21 protein-coding genes and 2 pseudogenes are annotated in these 16,345 nt (G+C 71.4%); 13 read left to right on the plus strand and 10 right to left on the minus strand.

What is annotated here, in order from left to right:
* Nucleotides 1-319: 319 nt before the first annotated feature.
* The gene (locus tag ABZ854_RS28740) at nucleotides 320-550 is read right to left on the minus strand and encodes a hypothetical protein (protein ID WP_361216221.1); all 231 of its coding nucleotides are present in this window, start codon (nucleotides 548-550) and stop codon (nucleotides 320-322) included.
* 338 nt (nucleotides 551-888) lie between these two features.
* On the opposite strand from ABZ854_RS28740, the pseudogene ABZ854_RS28745 reads away from it, so the two are divergent.
* Nucleotides 889-1,116 (plus strand): annotated as a pseudogene (locus ABZ854_RS28745) (FAD-dependent monooxygenase); the annotation flags it as partial.
* 191 nt (nucleotides 1,117-1,307) lie between these two features.
* Here ABZ854_RS28745 and ABZ854_RS28750 read toward each other — a convergent pair.
* Nucleotides 1,308-2,384 carry a YafY family protein gene (locus ABZ854_RS28750; protein ID WP_361216224.1) on the minus strand — a complete coding sequence of 359 codons (1,077 nt, stop codon included), beginning with the start codon at nucleotides 2,382-2,384 and terminating at the stop codon, nucleotides 1,308-1,310.
* A 99-nt stretch (nucleotides 2,385-2,483) separates the two neighbouring features.
* Between ABZ854_RS28750 and ABZ854_RS28755 the strand changes: the two genes are divergently transcribed.
* The gene (locus ABZ854_RS28755) at nucleotides 2,484-2,888 is read left to right on the plus strand and encodes a VOC family protein (RefSeq protein WP_361216227.1); all 405 of its coding nucleotides are present in this window, start codon (nucleotides 2,484-2,486) and stop codon (nucleotides 2,886-2,888) included.
* Nucleotides 2,889-3,173: 285 nt separating this feature from the next.
* Nucleotides 3,174-4,715, plus strand: coding sequence for an FAD-dependent oxidoreductase (locus ABZ854_RS28760; protein ID WP_361216229.1), 1,542 nt, complete (start codon nucleotides 3,174-3,176; stop codon nucleotides 4,713-4,715).
* 130 nt (nucleotides 4,716-4,845) lie between these two features.
* Here the strand turns inward: ABZ854_RS28760 and ABZ854_RS28765 are convergent, their stop codons facing one another.
* The gene (locus tag ABZ854_RS28765) at nucleotides 4,846-5,661 is read right to left on the minus strand and encodes an SAM-dependent methyltransferase (protein ID WP_361216381.1); all 816 of its coding nucleotides are present in this window, start codon (nucleotides 5,659-5,661) and stop codon (nucleotides 4,846-4,848) included.
* Between the two features lie 111 nt (nucleotides 5,662-5,772).
* Nucleotides 5,773-6,654, minus strand: coding sequence for an SDR family oxidoreductase (locus tag ABZ854_RS28770; protein ID WP_361216232.1), 882 nt, complete (start codon nucleotides 6,652-6,654; stop codon nucleotides 5,773-5,775).
* Nucleotides 6,655-6,740: 86 nt separating this feature from the next.
* Here ABZ854_RS28770 and ABZ854_RS28775 point away from each other — a divergent pair, with 86 nt between their 5' ends.
* The 6 genes from ABZ854_RS28775 to ABZ854_RS28800 all read left to right on the plus strand — a co-directional run bounded on the left by ABZ854_RS28775 (nucleotide 6,741) and on the right by ABZ854_RS28800 (nucleotide 10,863).
* Nucleotides 6,741-7,319 carry a helix-turn-helix domain-containing protein gene (locus ABZ854_RS28775; RefSeq protein ID WP_361216235.1) on the plus strand — a complete coding sequence of 193 codons (579 nt, stop codon included), beginning with the start codon at nucleotides 6,741-6,743 and terminating at the stop codon, nucleotides 7,317-7,319.
* Nucleotides 7,320-7,398: 79 nt separating this feature from the next.
* A complete protein-coding gene (locus tag ABZ854_RS28780) occupies nucleotides 7,399-7,824 on the plus strand; it encodes a hypothetical protein (RefSeq protein ID WP_361216238.1) in 426 nt (141 codons plus the stop codon).
* A 69-nt stretch (nucleotides 7,825-7,893) separates the two neighbouring features.
* Nucleotides 7,894-8,580 carry a class I SAM-dependent methyltransferase gene (locus ABZ854_RS28785; protein ID WP_361216241.1) on the plus strand — a complete coding sequence of 229 codons (687 nt, stop codon included), beginning with the start codon at nucleotides 7,894-7,896 and terminating at the stop codon, nucleotides 8,578-8,580.
* A 189-nt stretch (nucleotides 8,581-8,769) separates the two neighbouring features.
* A complete protein-coding gene (locus ABZ854_RS28790; RefSeq protein ID WP_361216244.1) occupies nucleotides 8,770-9,210 on the plus strand; it encodes an SDR family NAD(P)-dependent oxidoreductase in 441 nt (146 codons plus the stop codon).
* A gap of 84 nt (nucleotides 9,211-9,294) precedes the next feature.
* Nucleotides 9,295-10,047: a DUF2071 domain-containing protein gene (locus ABZ854_RS28795; RefSeq protein WP_361216247.1), complete on the plus strand. Its 753-nt coding sequence runs from the start codon at nucleotides 9,295-9,297 to the stop codon at nucleotides 10,045-10,047.
* Between the two features lie 78 nt (nucleotides 10,048-10,125).
* Nucleotides 10,126-10,863 (plus strand): dienelactone hydrolase family protein, encoded by a 738-nt coding sequence (locus tag ABZ854_RS28800; RefSeq protein ID WP_361216250.1) that lies wholly within the window; start codon nucleotides 10,126-10,128, stop codon nucleotides 10,861-10,863.
* Nucleotide 10,864: 1 nt separating this feature from the next.
* Here the strand turns inward: ABZ854_RS28800 and ABZ854_RS28805 are convergent, their stop codons facing one another.
* The 3 genes from ABZ854_RS28805 to ABZ854_RS28815 form a co-directional block, all read right to left on the minus strand.
* Entirely contained in the window at nucleotides 10,865-10,990 is a 126-nt protein-coding gene (locus ABZ854_RS28805) for a hypothetical protein (RefSeq protein ID WP_361216253.1), read from the minus strand.
* Between the two features lie 243 nt (nucleotides 10,991-11,233).
* On the minus strand, nucleotides 11,234-11,971 hold the full coding sequence (locus ABZ854_RS28810; protein WP_361216384.1) for a glucose 1-dehydrogenase: 738 nt from the start codon (nucleotides 11,969-11,971) through the stop codon (nucleotides 11,234-11,236).
* 94 nt (nucleotides 11,972-12,065) lie between these two features.
* Nucleotides 12,066-12,152, minus strand: coding sequence for a DUF6221 family protein (locus ABZ854_RS28815; RefSeq protein ID WP_361216387.1), 87 nt, complete (start codon nucleotides 12,150-12,152; stop codon nucleotides 12,066-12,068).
* Nucleotides 12,153-12,164: 12 nt separating this feature from the next.
* Between ABZ854_RS28815 and ABZ854_RS28820 the strand changes: the two genes are divergently transcribed.
* Both ABZ854_RS28820 and ABZ854_RS28825 read left to right on the plus strand, forming a co-directional pair.
* Nucleotides 12,165-12,422, plus strand: coding sequence for a hypothetical protein (locus ABZ854_RS28820; protein ID WP_361216256.1), 258 nt, complete (start codon nucleotides 12,165-12,167; stop codon nucleotides 12,420-12,422).
* Nucleotides 12,423-12,909: 487 nt separating this feature from the next.
* Nucleotides 12,910-13,083 carry a hypothetical protein gene (locus ABZ854_RS28825; protein ID WP_361216259.1) on the plus strand — a complete coding sequence of 58 codons (174 nt, stop codon included), beginning with the start codon at nucleotides 12,910-12,912 and terminating at the stop codon, nucleotides 13,081-13,083.
* A gap of 209 nt (nucleotides 13,084-13,292) precedes the next feature.
* On the opposite strand, the gene ABZ854_RS28830 is transcribed toward ABZ854_RS28825, so the two are convergent.
* Entirely contained in the window at nucleotides 13,293-13,676 is a 384-nt protein-coding gene (locus ABZ854_RS28830) for an ATP-binding protein (RefSeq protein ID WP_361216390.1), read from the minus strand.
* Between the two features lie 674 nt (nucleotides 13,677-14,350).
* Here ABZ854_RS28830 and ABZ854_RS28835 point away from each other — a divergent pair.
* Nucleotides 14,351-14,530, plus strand: coding sequence for a hypothetical protein (locus tag ABZ854_RS28835; protein WP_361216262.1), 180 nt, complete (start codon nucleotides 14,351-14,353; stop codon nucleotides 14,528-14,530).
* Nucleotides 14,531-14,610: 80 nt separating this feature from the next.
* Here the strand turns inward: ABZ854_RS28835 and ABZ854_RS28840 are convergent, their stop codons facing one another.
* Both ABZ854_RS28840 and ABZ854_RS28845 read right to left on the minus strand, forming a co-directional pair.
* Entirely contained in the window at nucleotides 14,611-14,769 is a 159-nt protein-coding gene (locus tag ABZ854_RS28840; RefSeq protein WP_361216265.1) for a helix-turn-helix domain-containing protein, read from the minus strand.
* A 272-nt stretch (nucleotides 14,770-15,041) separates the two neighbouring features.
* Nucleotides 15,042-15,215 (minus strand): annotated as a pseudogene (locus tag ABZ854_RS28845) (GntR family transcriptional regulator); the annotation flags it as partial.
* A 108-nt stretch (nucleotides 15,216-15,323) separates the two neighbouring features.
* Here ABZ854_RS28845 and ABZ854_RS28850 point away from each other — a divergent pair.
* Nucleotides 15,324-16,283, plus strand: a complete 960-nt coding sequence (locus ABZ854_RS28850; RefSeq protein ID WP_361216268.1) for an SDR family oxidoreductase — start codon at nucleotides 15,324-15,326, stop codon at nucleotides 16,281-16,283.
* Nucleotides 16,284-16,345: the final 62 nt, after the last annotated feature.

Raw genomic sequence — 16,345 nt, forward strand, 5'->3', positions numbered from 1 at the left:
CTGTTGGGCTGTTGGGCTGTTGGGCTGTTGGGCTGTTGGGCTGTTGGGCTGTTGGGCTGTTGGGCTGTTGGGCTGTTGGGCTGTTGGGCTGTTGGGCTGTTGGGCCAGGAGTATGGGGTCGTCGGGGACCAGCTGACAACAATGCCTGGAAAAGTTGTGCCATTGGCCCAGTGGGGGGTGATTGGGCCGCGGCCGGGGCGGGCCGGATGCCCAGTGCGAAGGGGGTGGCGCGGGGCACGGCGAGGCGGGGCCGGCCCTGCCACGGGAGCGGGAACACTCAGCGCTCAGGCTGCTCAGTCACCGTCGGCGGCACCGGCTTCTATACCGGCTTCGATACGGCCAGGACGAGGTCAACCCCGGCGAGGAACTGCTCCTGGTCGTCGTGGCCGGGCAGTTCCGCCGCCAGCCGGCGCACGAAGGGGTAGCGGGCGGGGTCGAGGCCGGCCCAGTGCTCGGCGACCGAGCCGAGGACGTCGTCGCGGTGGAGCCCGTCCACGTGCCGGTGGGCGTTGGCGGCGTTCTGCGCGGCGGCGCCGAGGACGTAGAGCACGAGGGCGGTCGCGGAGTGGAACCAGGCCCGCTCGGGGACGGCGAGCCTGGATGCGGCTGCCGAAGGCCTCGACGGTCTCCGGGATCGCGGCCAGTGACGGCGAACTGGAGAGCTGGGCGCCCACCCAGGGGTGCGCGTCGATCGCCTCGTACACGCCGAGGGCGACGGCCCGGATCGACTCCCTCGGATCGTCGCCGCCGGTCACGTCCGCCATGGCCCGGGCGATGACGTCGTTGGTGGCCGCCGCCAGCAGCTCGTCCTTGTTGGTGCCCTTCGGGAGCGTGTGGATCATGCGGACGACCGGGGGGGGCTCGCCGTCCGTGATCAACGCGGTGAGGCACAGGTGGGACCGCGTGCCCGGCGTGACGCTCCTCGGCGACGCCGCGCACCTGGTGCCGCCGGCCGGTGACGGCGCGAACCTTGCCATGTTCGACGGCGCCGAACTCGCGAAGGCGATCGCCGCCCACCCCGACGACACCGAGGCGGCCCGCACGGCCTAGGAGGAGGACCTCTTCGCCCGCACGAAGACCTCCTACGCCGACGCGCACGCCATCCTGGACCTGTGAGCTTCAGCGAGTGGTCAGGTCAGCTCCTCGCGGCCGGGCGGAGCAGCAGATCGCGCAGGGAGGTGGCGGGCGCCGAGTTCCACTGCGCGGCGCTGCCGAGTGCCGCTGACACAGCACGCTGATGCTGTACGACGGGTCGGAGGGGGCCGGGAAGCGGCGTGCGCGCCGGTCGTCGCCTTCATCGGGGCCGACTACCGGGCGGTCGGCGGCCGGTGACCTCCGGTTTCCGTCACGTCGCCGCGGGCCCGGCGCGCCAGGCGGTCGGCGAACTGCGCTACAAGTTCCCTCAGTTCGCGGGGGCGCTCGATGCCGAACGGCCGGTCGAGGGCTGCGAGTACCGGTGGCAGCCAGTCGAGCCGCTCGGCCCGCAACTCGACCAGCAGCCACCGTTCGACGGCGTCCGGGGATCGCGGGCCCGGCCCCGGCCGCTGTTCCGGCTCCGATTCCGGGTCGGGCTCGGACTCGGGGTCGGGCTCCTTCAACGTGGCGACGGTAGCGGGCAGGTGGGCGCGGATCTGGTCGGGGGTGCCGTGGATCCGCAGGGTCACCTCGTGCCGGTAGGCCGCGGTGGCGAACCCGGTCACAAGACGCTGCGCCGGGTCGGGGCCAATCGGCGGATCGAACGTACCGGGCAGGGTCCTGGCGTCCGCGATGCGGTCGAGCCGGAAGGTACGGTCCTCCCCGATCCCGGGATCGGAACCGGTGACGTACCAGCGGCCCGAGTGGGCCACGATCCCGTAGGGGTGGAATGCGCGCTCGCTGCGCCGGCCGTCGCGGCCGGTGTATTTGATCGTGACCGGCCGGTGGTGGCGTACCGCGTCGGCGAGGGTGAGGAGGACGGCGGCGTCCGGGGCGGCGAACGCGCCGCGCGGCTCGCTGAAAGCGAGGGATTCCAGGACCGCGTCGAGCCTACGGGCGAGGTGGGCCGGTAGCACACGGCGGATCTTGGCGGCCGCCGTCTCGCTCGCGGTGCCCGTCGCCGGCGCGGGCCCCGCTCGGCGGCCCGCGACCAGTCCGAGCAGTACGGCGAGTGCCTCGTCGTCGTTGAGCATGAGCGGGGGCAGACGGTAGCCGGGGGCGAGGCGGTAGCCGCCGTAGCGGCCGCGCACGGCCTCGACAGGCACGTCGAGGTCGATCAGGTGGTCCACGTAGCGCCGCACGGTACGGCCGTCCACGCCCAGCCGGCCGGCGAGTTCGGCGATCGTGCGGGTGCCGCCGGACTGGAGGAGTTCGAGGAGGGTGAGGACGCGGCCGGTGGGTCGGGACATGCCGGCGAATCTAGCGTGAATAGTGGACCGATTCTGTCCTCTATTCGTTCTAGCGTCGAGATGCAAGCAGCAGCCCCGCCCCTCTCCAGGGAGAGCACCATGGACTTCCTCTCGATCCGCGTCATCACCGCCGACGTCGCACGCCTCGTCGCCTTCTACGAGAAGGCCACCGGCGTGCCCGCGGTCTGGTCCACCGAGGACTTCGCCGAGCTGAGGACGCCCCACGCGACCCTCGCGATCGCCGCCACCCGCACCGTCCCCCTGTTCGCGCCGGGCTCCTCGCGCCCGGCCGACAACCACAGCGTGATCCTTGAGTTCCTGGTCGACGACGTGGACCGCGCGTACGAGAGGCTGAGCGGCCGCGTCCCCGCCTCCGACTTCGTCAACGAGCCCACCACGATGCCCTGGGGCAACCGGTCCCTGCTGTTCCGTGATCCCGACGGCAACCTGGTCAACTTCTTCACACCGGTCACGGCGGCGGCCAGGGCGAAGTTCGCCCGCTGACGCGGACGCGGACGCGGACGCGGACGCGGACGCGGGCTACACCTCCGGCAGACGCTGGCCCACAAACGTCACCGGGCGGTCGGCGGATACCAGTGCGATGCCGATGCGCAGCCACGCACAGCCGACGCGCAGCCGATGGCGGTATCGACGCGATGTAGATGCGTTGTCGACGCGATGTAGACGAGCTGTCGGTCGCCTGTCGGTGGGAGTTGACACCTTTCAAGTGGACCCGCCGGGCACCGCGGCTCGGCCTCGTGTCCATCTCCGCTATGGAAGGTGATCTCCATGTACGACGTAGTGATCGTCGGCGCCGGCCCGGTCGGCCTGTTCCTCGCGTGCGAGCTCGGACTCGCCGGCTGCTCCGTCCTGGTGCTGGAGCAGGAACCGCGGCCGGGTTCGCCCTGGCGGACGGCACCGCTCGGCCTGAGGGGCCTGTCCCCCGCGTCCCTCGGGGCGTTCCACCGCCGGGGGATGCTGTCGGACCTGCTGAAGGCCGCCGATGTCGACGACTTCCCCGGCCTCCCCCGCTTCTCCGGCGTGGACCCCGACGCGGACGGAGCGGAGCGCCCCGCCCAGGCCGGGCACTTCGCCGGCCTGATGCTGGACCCGGCGAAGATCGACCTCGTCGCCCTGCCGTACCGGCTCCCCAGCCCGGCGGCGGAAGCGATGATGACCAGTCTCGACGCGATCGAGGGCGTGCTGGCCGAACGGGCCGCCGAACTCGGTGTGGAGACAAGGCGCGGCGTCACGGTCTCGGCCGTCACGCAGACCGACGAGGGCGTGGTCGCCCACGCCGGCGAGGAGACGTACACGGGGCGCTGGCTCGTCGGCTGTGACGGCGGACGCAGTACGGTACGCCGGCAGGCGGGCTTCGGCTTCGCCGGTACCGAGCCGCGGTTCACGGGCTACACCATGCTCGCCGACATCGCCGATCCCGAGAAGCTGCGCCCCGGGTTCAACCCGACGCCGAGGGGCCTGTACCTGTGCATGCGCACCCCGGGGCACATCGGGGTGATGGAGCTGGACGGTGGCACGTTCGACCGCTCGCAGGCGCCGAGCCGCGAACATCTCCAGACGGTCCTGCGGCGCGTTTCCGGCAGCGACGTGACCCTGAACGAGGTTCACCACGCCTCCACCTACACCGACCGGGCGAAGCAGGCGACGACCTACCGGCAGGGGCGCGTCCTGCTCGCGGGCGACGCCGCCCACATCCACTCCCCGATGGGCGGACAAGGACTCAACACCGGTATTGGCGACGCCCTCAACCTGGGCTGGAAGCTCGCGGCTACCGTGCGCGGCGACGCCCCCGACGGACTGCTCGACACCTACACCGCCGAGCGCCATCCGGTGGGCGCGTGGGTGCTGGACTGGACCCGCGCCCAGGTGGCCACCATGCAGCCGGACCCGCACGGCCGGGCGGTCCAGGCACTCGTCCGCGACCTGCTCGCGACCCCTGCCGGAACGACGTACGTGTATAAGAAGCTGTCCGGCCTCTCGGTCCGCCACGACCTCGGCGGCGACCACCCGCTGACCGGCCGCCTCGCCCCCGAGTTCCGTTTCACCGACGGCACCCGCCTCGCCGACCTGATGCGGGAAGGACACGGCGCCGTCCTCGACTTCACCCCCGGCCACCGCCTACGGAACGCGGCCGGGTTCCGTGCCCACCGGCTCCAGTACGCCACTGGCCCGGCCCGCGACTCCCTCGGCCTCGACGCCGTACTGGTCCGCCCCGACGGCATCATCGCCTGGGCAGGCGAACCCGCCTTCGACCACTCCGAGTTCGAACGGTCAGCGGACCGCTGGTTCGGCAAAAACCAACCGGCCTAGCAGGCTGACAGGCTGCCGGAAGGGCCGACGTCCGCCGCGGGTTTCCGCCCCAACGGCCGCCGCCTATACGGCCGTTGGGGGCGGCGTGAGTCGTCGCCCCAGGGGGCCTCCCTTCGAGCCGGGAGACGCACTACCGGCGGACCGCCGAGACCAGTCCGCCCGGCCCCTCCGGGTGCTGCGGCGGGGTGCTGATCGGGCGGCCGTAGACGGCGGCCCGTTCGCGCACGGTGTGGCAGTCGGCCTCCCAGCCGTGGCCGGCCAGCCAGCCCACCGGGTCGTCGGGCATCTCCGAGACCCACATGGACGCCGGCGATCCCGGTACGGCGTCCGCGCCGAAGCGCTCGATCACGCCGCGCGAGCCCAGCGTCAGCCCCATCCGGCTGCCGATCGCCGACCGCGCGCCGATACGGGCAAGCAGCAACTCGACCGCGTCCTCGGGCAGATAGATCAGCAGTCCTTCGGCGATCCACACGGTCGGCGCCGCCGCGTCGTGCCCCGCTGCGGCCAGCGCGCCCGGCCAGTCGTCACGCAGGTCCACCGGGACGGTGATCCGCTCGCAGCGTGCGACGGCCCGTTCCTGGCGCAGCACCGAAGCCTTGAAGTCCAGTGGTGCGACGGTGTCCACCTCGAACAGACGCATGCCCTCGGGCCAGTCCATCCGGAAGGCCCGGCTGTCCATCCCGGCGCCGAGCAGCACGACCTGCCGGACCCCGGACGCGGAGGCCTGCTCCAGCAGGTCGTCGAGGAACTTGGTCCTGATGACGATGGAGAACGCCACCCCCAGCCAGCGGCGTCGCGCGGCCTCGTCGTCGGGCAGCTGCGGCGGGGAGGACCACAGTCCGCCGGCGGCGGCGAAGGCCCTTGCCAGCGGGTCACGGAACAGCGCATTCTCCTGCTCGCTCTCCAGCGCCCGCACCCGGGCCACCCCCACGGCCGTGGCCCACACTCCAGACGGCCGCACCTGCTCCTGCTTATCAGTCACCGTGCCAGCCTAGAGGGTCGATTCCGGGGGCTGAACGTGGGGAGCGCCGGGATTGGACGCAGTGCGCGTGCACCGTCAGGGCTGGACGTTCTCGAGGTCCTGGAGGAGGCTGGGGTGGGTCGGCTGCCACCCGAGGGCGTCGCGGGTGCGGGCGCTGGAGGCCGGCTGGTCCATGGCGAAGATCGGGCCGAACGGGCCGAAGCTATCCTGCGGAACCTGCTCGACCGGCAGGCCCAGTCGCCGGCCGACGACAGTGGCGATGTCCCGCACCGTGTCGCCCTCGTCGGCGACGGCATGCCAGGCGGTCCCGGCCGGCGCCGACTCCAGGACCAGGCGGAACAGGACCGCCGCGTCAAGCGCGTGCACGGCCGGCCAGCGCTGGGTGCCGTCGCCCGGGTAGCCGGCCACGCCGGTGCGGCGCGCCGCGTCGGCCAACAGTCCGGGGAATCCGCCCCGGCCGTCGTTGTGGACCGTGCGCGGCATGCGGACAGCCATGGCGTGCAGACCGCACGAGGCGAGATCCAGCAACGCTGTGACGGAACGGCCCCGGCCGCCCACCGGTCCGTCGGTCGGCAGCGGATCGGCCTCGGTGGAGGCGCGTCCGGACACCCAGGGCGTACCGGAGACCGTGACGATCGGGCGGTCGCTTCCGATGAGTTCCTGCCCCAGGGCGGTGAGAGCGGCGCTTTCCTCGGCGATGGCCCGCGCGAGCGCGTCCGGACTGCCGTAGTCGCGTCCGAACGCCAGGCTGATCACACCGTCGGACTGCGCGGCGCCGGACCGCAGGACGTCGAGGTCCGCCAGATCTCCCTGCAACACCTTGGCACCAGCCGTCTCGAGGATCTGCGTGGAGGCGACCGAGCGAGCCAGCGCGAGAACGGTGTGCCCTTTGCCGAGCAGTTCGGTGACGACAGCGGAGCCGATGGTGCCGGTACCGCCGGTGACGAAGACGTGCATGAGCCTCCTCAAAGTGATGGGACTGTTGTCCCATCACCGACGATACATCGTGACGGGACAATGGTCCCATCACCTATCCTGGTCCCATGGCTAGATGGGAACCAGGGGCGACCCAGCGACTCGTCGTCGCGGCCGTCGACCTGTTCACCGAGCAGGGGTACGACGCGACCACGGTGGCGCAGATCGCCGAGCGCGCCGGCGTCACCAAGAGCACCTTCTTCCGGCACTTCTCCGACAAGCGCGAGGTGCTGGTCGCCGGTCAGGAGACGCTCAGCAGGCTGCTCGCCGAGGGCATCACCGAGGCACCGGCGGACGCCAGCCCGCTCCAGGCGGTGGCAGCCGGCCTAGAGCGCGCGTCGAGCGCCATGGGACCGGCGAACCGCGAACTCGGCCCCCGCCTCAAGGCGGCGGTGGCGGCCAGCACGGAACTCCAGGAGCGCGACGCCCTCAAGAGCATCGGTCTCGCGGCCGCCATGACAACCGCGCTCATCACCCGCGGCGTCCCCGAACCGACCGCACACCTGGCGGGCGAACTGGGCGTCCTCGCGTTCAAGCGAGGCTATGCCCAGTGGTCCGAAAGCCATCGTGACGACGCAGACGGCCTCGCGCCCCACGCCCTGGCAGCCCTGGAAGACCTACGCGCGGCAACCGCAACACTGGGCTGACCGACACCGCCCGACGGTCGCCGGCCGGCCACCACCGGCCGGTCCCTGTCGGCGCCGCTGGACCGCCTACGCTCCCACCGTGCGAACTGTCTTCGTGTTTCCCACAGTCGAGCGAGCCGAGACCGTCGCCTCGCTCGATCGGCATCTGCCCCAGCACCGTCATCCGTGGACTCTGGACGGCAACCTCTACATCGACACCGACGATGAGCAGACCGGCCGTCTCTTCTCCGACTGGGATCCGGAGGATGTCGCGGTCATCGAAGCGGCCATCGGACATCGCCCCACTTGGGCGGTGCGGATCGACATCTCCGGGCGGATCGACGGCACCGCTGAGGTTCACCAGATGATCGCTCTCCTGCTTGAGCAGGGAGGGGTGGCAACGGACGACTACACCTCCCGCCCATGGACCCTGCACGAAATCCTGTCCGGAGCAGCGATCGACGGCCTGCGCTTCTTCGACTTTCGCGGCCACCGCGAACGCGACGGCGAACACAGGCGTTCCTGACTCAAACCCTGTGCCCGCCTGACTCAACCCCTGTGCACGGAGTCCGACCGCCGGGCTACGGTGTCGGGCATGCATGCCGACGGCTGGTTGACGGACACCCGGAGTTCGTACGACACCGTCGCAGTCAGCTACGCCGACTACATTCGCGAGGCGCTGGCGGGGGCGCCGTACCTTCGGGCGGCTCTGGCGTTGTTCGCCGAGCTGGTGCACGCCGGCGGTGGTGGCCCGGTGGCGGACGTCGGCTGCGGGCCAGGCCATGTCACCGCCCACCTGCACGAGTTGGGGCTCGACGCCTTCGGGATCGACCTGTCACCCATGATGATCGACGTGGCTCGGCGTGACCATCCCGGCCTGCGGTTCGACGTGGGCTCCATGACGGACCTCGATCTCGCGGACGAGTCGGTCGCCGGCCTGCTCGCGTTCTGGTCGCTGATCCACATCCCCGACGACGCGGTCCCCGGGGTCTTCGCGCACTTCCGGCGGGTGGTCCGGCCCGGCGGACCACTGCTGCTCGGCTTCCACGTCGGCGCCGAGTCCCGGCTGAAGACGCAGGGCTACGGCGGTCACCCGATGAACGTCTACGTCCACCGTCGGCAGCCCGACCAAGTGGCGACCTGGCTGCGCGACGCCGGGTTCACGGTCGAGGCCCACCTACTGACCGCCCCCGACGAGACGGTGCCGGGGGCACTCCTCTTCGCGCGCCGCAGGTCCCCGACTCCTCCACCGGTCTCAAGGCCGGCGAGACCTACCGGATGATGTCACCCGGGCCCTGGTGACCCCGCGTCCGCCGACCTGCCACCCGCCGGCCCGGGTCACCCCCGCGTCCGGCGGCCTGACACCCCCGCACCGGCCTCGAGGCAGGCCATCGGGCGCTCACCGGCCATCCCCGCCAGGGTCGGTGATGGCGTGGACAGTGCCCCAGAAGGCCTCGCGGTCCGTGGTGGCGTGGCGGAGCAGAGCGCGACGAACGGCCCGCGCGTGGGCGGGCGCCCGAGCGTGTACGTCAACGTCGCCTCGGGCGGCGCCTTCCTGCCCCAGCCCGTCGCCCCGCTATACAGCGCGGCCAAAGCGGCCCTGCACAGCGACACCGTGAACCTGCGCCACGCGCTGCGGGCCACCCCGTGCCGGGTCGTGGCACTGATCCCGCCGGCCGTGGCCACCCGGCTCGCCGGACCGGGCCCCAACCACGGGGCGGACCCGGAGGACTTCTGCGACACCGTCTTCCCTCTCCTCGACGGCTCGCACGCCGCCGTCGGCTTCGGTACGACCGCGCAGCCGGACTTCGCCGAACGCCTCGCCGCCGAGAGCCGCGCCTTCGAAGCGGCCTCCACACGCTTCGACGTGCCGCTGTACGGGCCCGACGGCACGACGGAACCGGCACGCTGAAGGGGCCCGGGGGGCGCCCTGTCGAACCGGCACGCTGACGGGCCCCCGGCGGCTGCCCCAACACCGCTCTGCCACACTCGTACGATGCCGTCGCCGCCGTACCCGGACCCCGTGCCCGTGACGGTCGATCCGCCGCATGTGGCGGGCCGGCCGCTGCTCACCCAGTCCTGGCTCGACCTGGCCTTCCTGCACTGGCCGGCCGAACCCGCCGTGGTGGCGCCGCTGTTGCCGCCGGGTACGCGGCCGGACACGCTGGACGGAGTGACGTACGTCGGACTGGTCGCGTTCCGGATGCACCGGGTGGGATGGTTCCGGCTCCCCGGGATCCCCTATCTCGGGTCGTTCCCGGAGACCAACGTCCGGTTGTATTCGGTGGACGCCCTCGGCCGGCGCGGTGTCGTCTTCCGCTCGCTCGACGCCTCACGCCTGCTGCCCGTGGCCATCGGGCGGACCGCGTTCCGCCTCCCCTACATCTGGTCGAAGATGAACGTCCGGCGCGACGGCGACACGCTCACCTACACCAGCCGACGGCGCCTGCCCGGCCCCCGGGGCGCGTACAGCAGCATCACGGTCCGGGCCGGCGAACCGGTGGCGGAGCCGTCCGAGCTGGAGCACTTCGTGACGGCACGCTGGGGCATGCACAGCACGATGTTCGGGCGCCCCGTATATCTGCCGAACTCCCACCCCCGCTGGCCCCTCTTCCGCGCCGAACTGCTGCGGCTGGACGAGAACCTCCTGGCCGCCGCGGGCCTGCCCACCCCGCCGCAGAAGCCGGTGAGCGTGCTGTACTCCCCCGGCGTCGAGGTCCGCTTCAACCGCCCACCTCACACCGCTTGAACACCGCCCGCACAGACTGTTCTGCCGGCGGCAGAACACCGGCCGGACCGGGCCCGCCGATCGCTACAGTCCAGTCACATGGCGACGATTACGACACGTACGGTCGAGTATTCGGCCGACGGTTTGACGATGCTCGGGCATCTCGCGCTTCCGGCCGGTGTCGGCCGTCGGCCCGCGGTGCTGCTCGGACCGGAGGGCATGGGGCTCAGCGACGTGGAGCGCCGCCGCGCCGATGCTCTCGCCGAACTGGGATATGTCGCGCTGGCCTTCGACCTCCACGGTGGGCGCTATCTGGCTGACCCCGAGGAGATGCTGGCCCGTTGCCTGCCGCTGCTCGCCGAACCCGACCGGATGAGAGACATCGGCCATGCGGCGCTCGACGTGCTGCGCGCCGAGCCACGGACCGACCCCGACCTGGTGGCCGCCGTCGGCTACGGCACCGGGGGCGCCGTCGGGCTGGAACTCGGGCGGGGCGGCGTCAGCCTGCGCGCGATCGGGACCGTCAACGCACTGACCACGGGCCGACCGGGGGAAGCGGCGCGTATTCGCTGCCCGGTGTGGGCCGGGGTGGGGTCGGAGGACCCGATCATGCCGCCCGCGCAACGGAACGCGTTCACCGCCGAGATGCAGGCAGCGGGCGTCGACTGGCGCCTCACGGTCTACGGCGGCGCCTGGCATGCCTTCCACCACCCGCCGGTCGATCACCCCACGGTCCCCGGCGTCGGCTACCACCCACGGCACGCACAGCGAGCCTGGCGCGACGTCGTCGACCTGCTCGCCGAGTGCCTGCCCATGACGCGGAATCCGGGGGTATGACCTAGACACACAAGAGGACTAGGAGGACCAGGACGAGGTCGAGGTCCTGGGCGGTGAGGCGTTCGCCGACCTGCGCCGGGCCGGTGCCGTTCTCGTGCTCGACGGCCAGCACCCGGGGCGCGCTCACAGCCGCCCCGCCCCGCCTCGACGCGGCGCGGTACGGCCAGCCCAGCCTGCCGCAAGCGGCCCAGTGCCGTACCCCTGCACTGCGCGACCGCCCTCAGGCCGCTGTCCAGGGGTCGGCCAGAGGCGGCGAATGCCCATGCAGCCGGCCCTCACGCAGACGCTCCGCGTCGACCCCTGCACTCCCTCGCACATGGCCACGACGTTACTGAGCACCTGGTCGGGCCTCCGCCCCTACTCGGGGAGGTCAGGCCAGGCCGCCGGCCGCCCGCAGATTCTGTCTGGTGATCCACCGGGCGTCCGGGCCGACGAGAAAGGCGACGACGTCGGCGATGTCGCCGGGCTGCCCGAGCCGGCCGAGGGGCGTCATGCCGGCGACCGTCTGGATCGCTTGTGGGGGGTTCGCGGCGTGGAGCATCTCGGTGTCCGTGGCGCCGGGAGAGACGGTGTTGACGGTGATGCCGCGTGGCCCGAGTTCCCGGGCCGCCACCGCGGTCAGTTGCTCGACGGCGCCCTTGCTGGCGGCATAGGGGGCGATGCCCGGAGCGGGCCGCACCGTATTGAGGGTGGAGATGTTGACGATCCGGCCTCCGTCGCGCATCCGCCTGGCCGCGTGACGGGTGGTCAGGAAGACCGAGCGGGCGTTCACCGCCATCACGTGGTCGAACACCGCGGTGTCGGTCTCGGCGAGCGGTGTCGGAGTGTGCGAGATGGCGGCGTTGTTGACCAGGATGTCCAAGGCGCCGAGATGGGTCTCTGCGGTTTCCATGAGCTGTTCTGGTCCGTCCGGGTCGGCCAGGTCCAGGCGGACGGCGTGGGCCTGGCCGCCATCCGCCTGGACGCTGCGGACAACCTCGGCTGCGGCTTCCTCGTTGGTGGCGAAGTTGAAGACGACCTTCGCCCCTTCGCGGCACAGGCGTTGGACAATCGCCCGGCCGATGCCGCGGGATCCGCCCGTGACGACGGCCCCCCTGCCATCCAGCACTGTGCCTCCCACTGACGAGACGACGATCTCGGGAGCCTGAACGTACCCGTCGTGCCGTTCCTGCACCACGGCTTTACGTGTCTTTCAGGTCGGCCTACGGACGCCACTCCTGGCGGTACTTGGGGTGCTCGGCGTACGACTGCGCCAGCACGGCGGCCGGCACAGGAACACACCGCCCCACACCAGCCGCACCATGACAACCGCGGCCAGCGGCGTCACCTCACTCCTCCTGCTGGCCGCCGTCCTCACCGCACAGAGATGGTCAGACAACGGACTCGCCGGACCCCGCCCCGCCCACAGCAGCATCTCCACCGCCACATCCCCGCAGCCCGCCAACCCCACCGCCCATGCGGCCGCACCAGACCGACCGCCTTCCGACGGCTCACACAGCGGCGTGGTCACGGAAGAGACGGACGGTGCCGTTCCGCTGCTGCTGGACCTCTCTGTCTGATCCTCACATCGCAGGGACGTCGTGCCCTAGAACCGGAGCGAACGCAGAGGTCGCTCTGGACCGCTCTACCGCTTAACCGCTTCACCCGATTCGGTCCCCGGCTCGGGTCAAGCCGTCCGGTGGCGTGGAGTGACCAAACTGCCCGGCCGGTGCCGGCGAACGACAGGACGGGATGGTCACCTGCCTGCTGGGCGGCGAGCTCTCCAGCCTGAGGTTCGCGCCACCGCGGCTCGCCCTCGGTCGGCCTGAGCGGCCACGACACTCGCAGCGGCCCAGACGCATGGGACGCCTTTCTTCACCGGTCCCGGTTCTGGCACCGCGAGCACATCCATTCCGGGAAATCCTGGATGACGAGACGCCGAACCGGCTGCGTACAGAAGGCGATTCATTTCCAGACAGTTCCAAACCCTCGACAGGCATGGTGTAACCAGCGGTAGCTTCTGCCCAGTGACCGTCACAAGCGCCTTCCCTCTCCAGGAGATCCCCCATGCGCAGACTCCTCGCCTGCCGGGAGGCGGCCGCGGCCGCCCTCGGCGGGCTCACCGCCGCCGCGCCCTCCGCCGCGCCATCCGCTGCGGCCGTCGGCTCGGGCACCTTCAGCGTCCACGGCCGCTCCGGCGACGAGGTCGACAAGGTCGGCTTCATCTACACCCAACGCTGACCCGCCCGCGCAGGGATGGGCGACCGCTGTCGCGTGGCCGGTCTACAGAGTCTCCACGTCGGCGGCGCGCCAGGAACAGACCATCGTTTTACCTGACTGATGCAGGGGTGTGCCTCCAGCGCCTGCCGCCCGTACTGCGGGGTCCTCGGCTGCACGGGCGGTCGTTGTCACTGGGCGCGGGGCCGTCTCGGAGGGGGTGGGGGGCCGGTCTAGTCCTCCTCGTTGCTGTTCTGGGCCGTGGGGGGCGGCCGGAAACAGGCGACGACGGTCTTGCCGTACGGGCAGGGGCGTGCTTCCCAGCTGTCGGCCAGGGCGTCGACGAGGAGCATGCCGCGCCCGCCGACGGCTTCCGTACTGGGTGATCGCGCCTTCGGCAGGCTGGCGGAGGCATCGTGGACGGCGACGTGCACACAGCGGTTGTCCCAGGTCATGACCAGCTGGGCGTCGCTGTGGGCGTGGACGTGGGCGTTGGTGACCAGTTCCGAGACGGTCAGCAGCACCGCGTCCACCGTCTGCGGAGCGCTGGCGGTCCAGCCGAGCGTCCGCAGTCGTTCGCGGGCCCAGTCCCGTGCCGTTTTCACGTCGCTGCTCATCGGCAGGGACCGCGCCCAGCCCACTGCCCGTACCGAAGAATTGCTCACTGTGGTGGTCCTTCCCTGGCCGGCCCTGTGCGGTCGCGTCTACCCGTGGTGCACGGGTTGACGCGACCTGCACCGGGCCGGCCAGGGGAAGCCGAGATGCTGCCACCGGCTCCCGTCGCCCAGATGGGTGTCGATGTCCGTCACGTCGCACAGCCGGTGGCAGCGCGCACAGGCCGTAAGAGCGCTGCCGCTTGGAGTCGGGTGGCGGTCGGCCCAGGTACCGGTCGATATCGTCATCGCAGGTATGCGTATGCGGCAGAGGCCCGCGCGTTTCCTTCGTTTCGAAGTCGCCTGCTTGACCAGCCTGTGCAGGGCCCACCCGGCCGGTGATCCGGGGTCGGCAGTGATCAGAACGACTTCCTGGTCACAGCCATGTGCGGCGCCGGGACGGTGGGTCCGATCGCTGACTCCGGGCCGGCGGCAGCCCAGCACAGGGGCATCCGGACGACGCGCCTGCCTACGGACCCCATCCGCCGCCACACTCGCCGGCATGGATTCCGCCCACCGGGGCTGGGCGGGGGCAGCCGTCCCTGGAACGAGTGAGGTAAGGCGTGCACCGGCTCAGCAGGTGGAAAACTCTGGCCGGCCGTATGTCCGGCGTCTCTGTACACCGAGAGGGAATCACCGTGCTGTCTGTCCGCCGCATCATGACCGTTGCCGCGATGAGCGCGCTGCTCTCGATCGCAGCGATCGTTCCCGCCATGGCCGCCCACGCACCGGACCCCGACGACATCACCGACGGTCTTCTCGAACGGCCCGTCAGCACTTTGGTGGGTTCGCCGCTCGGTCTCCCTCTCGGCATCTGAAGCCATGGCCGGAGCGGGGCGTAGCAGGGCTGGCCCCGCTCGGGAGAGCGCATGTGCGTCGGTCCCAGTGCGTGCGGTGGTCAGAGGGGTGTGCCGATGCGCAACTGCGGCCAGCAGGAGAGCCGGTCGTCCGGGTGCTCCAGGTCGAGCCCAAACAGTTCCTGGGTACGACGAAGCCGGTACTTGAGCGTGTTCTGGTGCACCGTCAGGCGGCGTGCCGCCCGGCCCACGTTGCCCATCGCGTCCAGTCAGGCCAGCACGGAGGCGGCGTAGTGGGTGTTGCGGGTGCGGTCGTACTCGAGCATCGCCTCGATTCTGGCCTCGACGCTGCTGGGAGTCCCGGGCGTCACCTTGTCGGACTCCCGGACACTCCGGGCCTGGGGCCATCTTCCCGGCCTGTACCGCCAGCTCGCGGTGTGGATGCGCGTGGAGGCGTCCCCGACCAACCAACCGCCCTACTGCTGACCTGCTCCGGCGCGTCGGCACCGCGCTCGGCGAGGGCGTCGGCGGTCTACGTGAGGTGCTGGACGAGGAGTACGGCGGCGGCGCCGGCGAGGGCCGCCGCCTCCAGCGGGCGGTGCTCCTCGGCGCCGTCGTGGCAGGGGTTGCGGCGGGCCGACCAGCGGGGTGCCGGTTCGCTCGCGCTCCGCATCCGGTCGAAGGTCTCCAGCGGGACCGGGGTGCCGTCCCGTCCGGCGTCTGCCGCGTGGGGAAGGGTCTGTGCCACTGCTGAGCGCGTGGGCTGTCGGAGAAGGTGAGGTCGGCTGTCAGCTTCGGGGTGCATCGTGGTGCCATGGACAAGGACACCAGCACGCAGGGCATCGGTCAGCGAGGCTCGCTCGCCGGGCGGATCGCGCTCGTCGCGGGGGCTACCCGTGGCGCGGGGCGTGCACTCGCCGTCGAGCTCGGCCGCGCCGGGGCCACCGTCTATGTCACCGGCCGCACCACCGGCGAGCACGCCAGTGAGGTCGGCCGGCGCACGGAGACCATTGAGGAGACCGCGGAGCTGGTCGCGGCGGCCGGCGGCACCGGCATCGCTGTTCCCACGGACCACCTGGATGCGGACCAGGTTGGCTGTCTCGTCGAGCGGATCGACGGGGAGCAGGGGCGGCTGGACATCCTGGTCAATGATCTCTGGGGCGGCGAGCACCTGCTGGTCGGCTCCGTCTTCGGCAAGCGGAGCTGGGAGACACCGCTCGCGGACGGCTTGCGGATTCTGGAACTCGGGGTGCGTTCGCACGTGATCACCGCAGCGCTCGCCCTGCCGCTCCTGGTCCGCTCGGACGCGCCGCTGCTTGTGGAAGTCACCGACGGCACAGCGGTCTCCAACCGCCGTTACCGCGAGAACCTCTACTACGACCTCGCGAAGAACGCCCCGATCCGGATCGCCTTCGGGCTGGGCGAGGAGTTGGCGGGCTACGGGGGCACGGCGGTCGCTGTCACGCCGGGCTTCCTACGCTCGGAGCAGATGCTCACCCACTTCGGCGTGGCCGAGGAGAACTGGCGCGACGCCGTCGCCCGGGAACCTGACTTCGCCATCGCCGAGTCTCCGCACTACCTCGCCCGCGCGGTCGCCGCGCTGGCCGCCGACCCGGACCGGGCCGCCCGCTGGAACGGCAAATCCGCCTCCAGCGCGGAGCTCGCCAGGACCTACGGTGTGCGGGATGTGGACGGCAGCCAGCCTGACGCCTGGGCGTACTTCGAGGACGTCAGGTACGGCGGCAAAGACGGCTCGCCGGACGACTACCGCTGATCCTCCGGCTCTGTCGAGGGGTGACGCGCCGGGGCGCGTCCGCCGTGGTCGCGGACGCCAAC

Origin of the sequence: Streptomyces sp. NPDC047028, assembly GCF_040644095.1 — a bacterium.
In the GTDB taxonomy this organism is placed as follows: domain Bacteria; phylum Actinomycetota; class Actinomycetes; order Streptomycetales; family Streptomycetaceae; genus Streptomyces.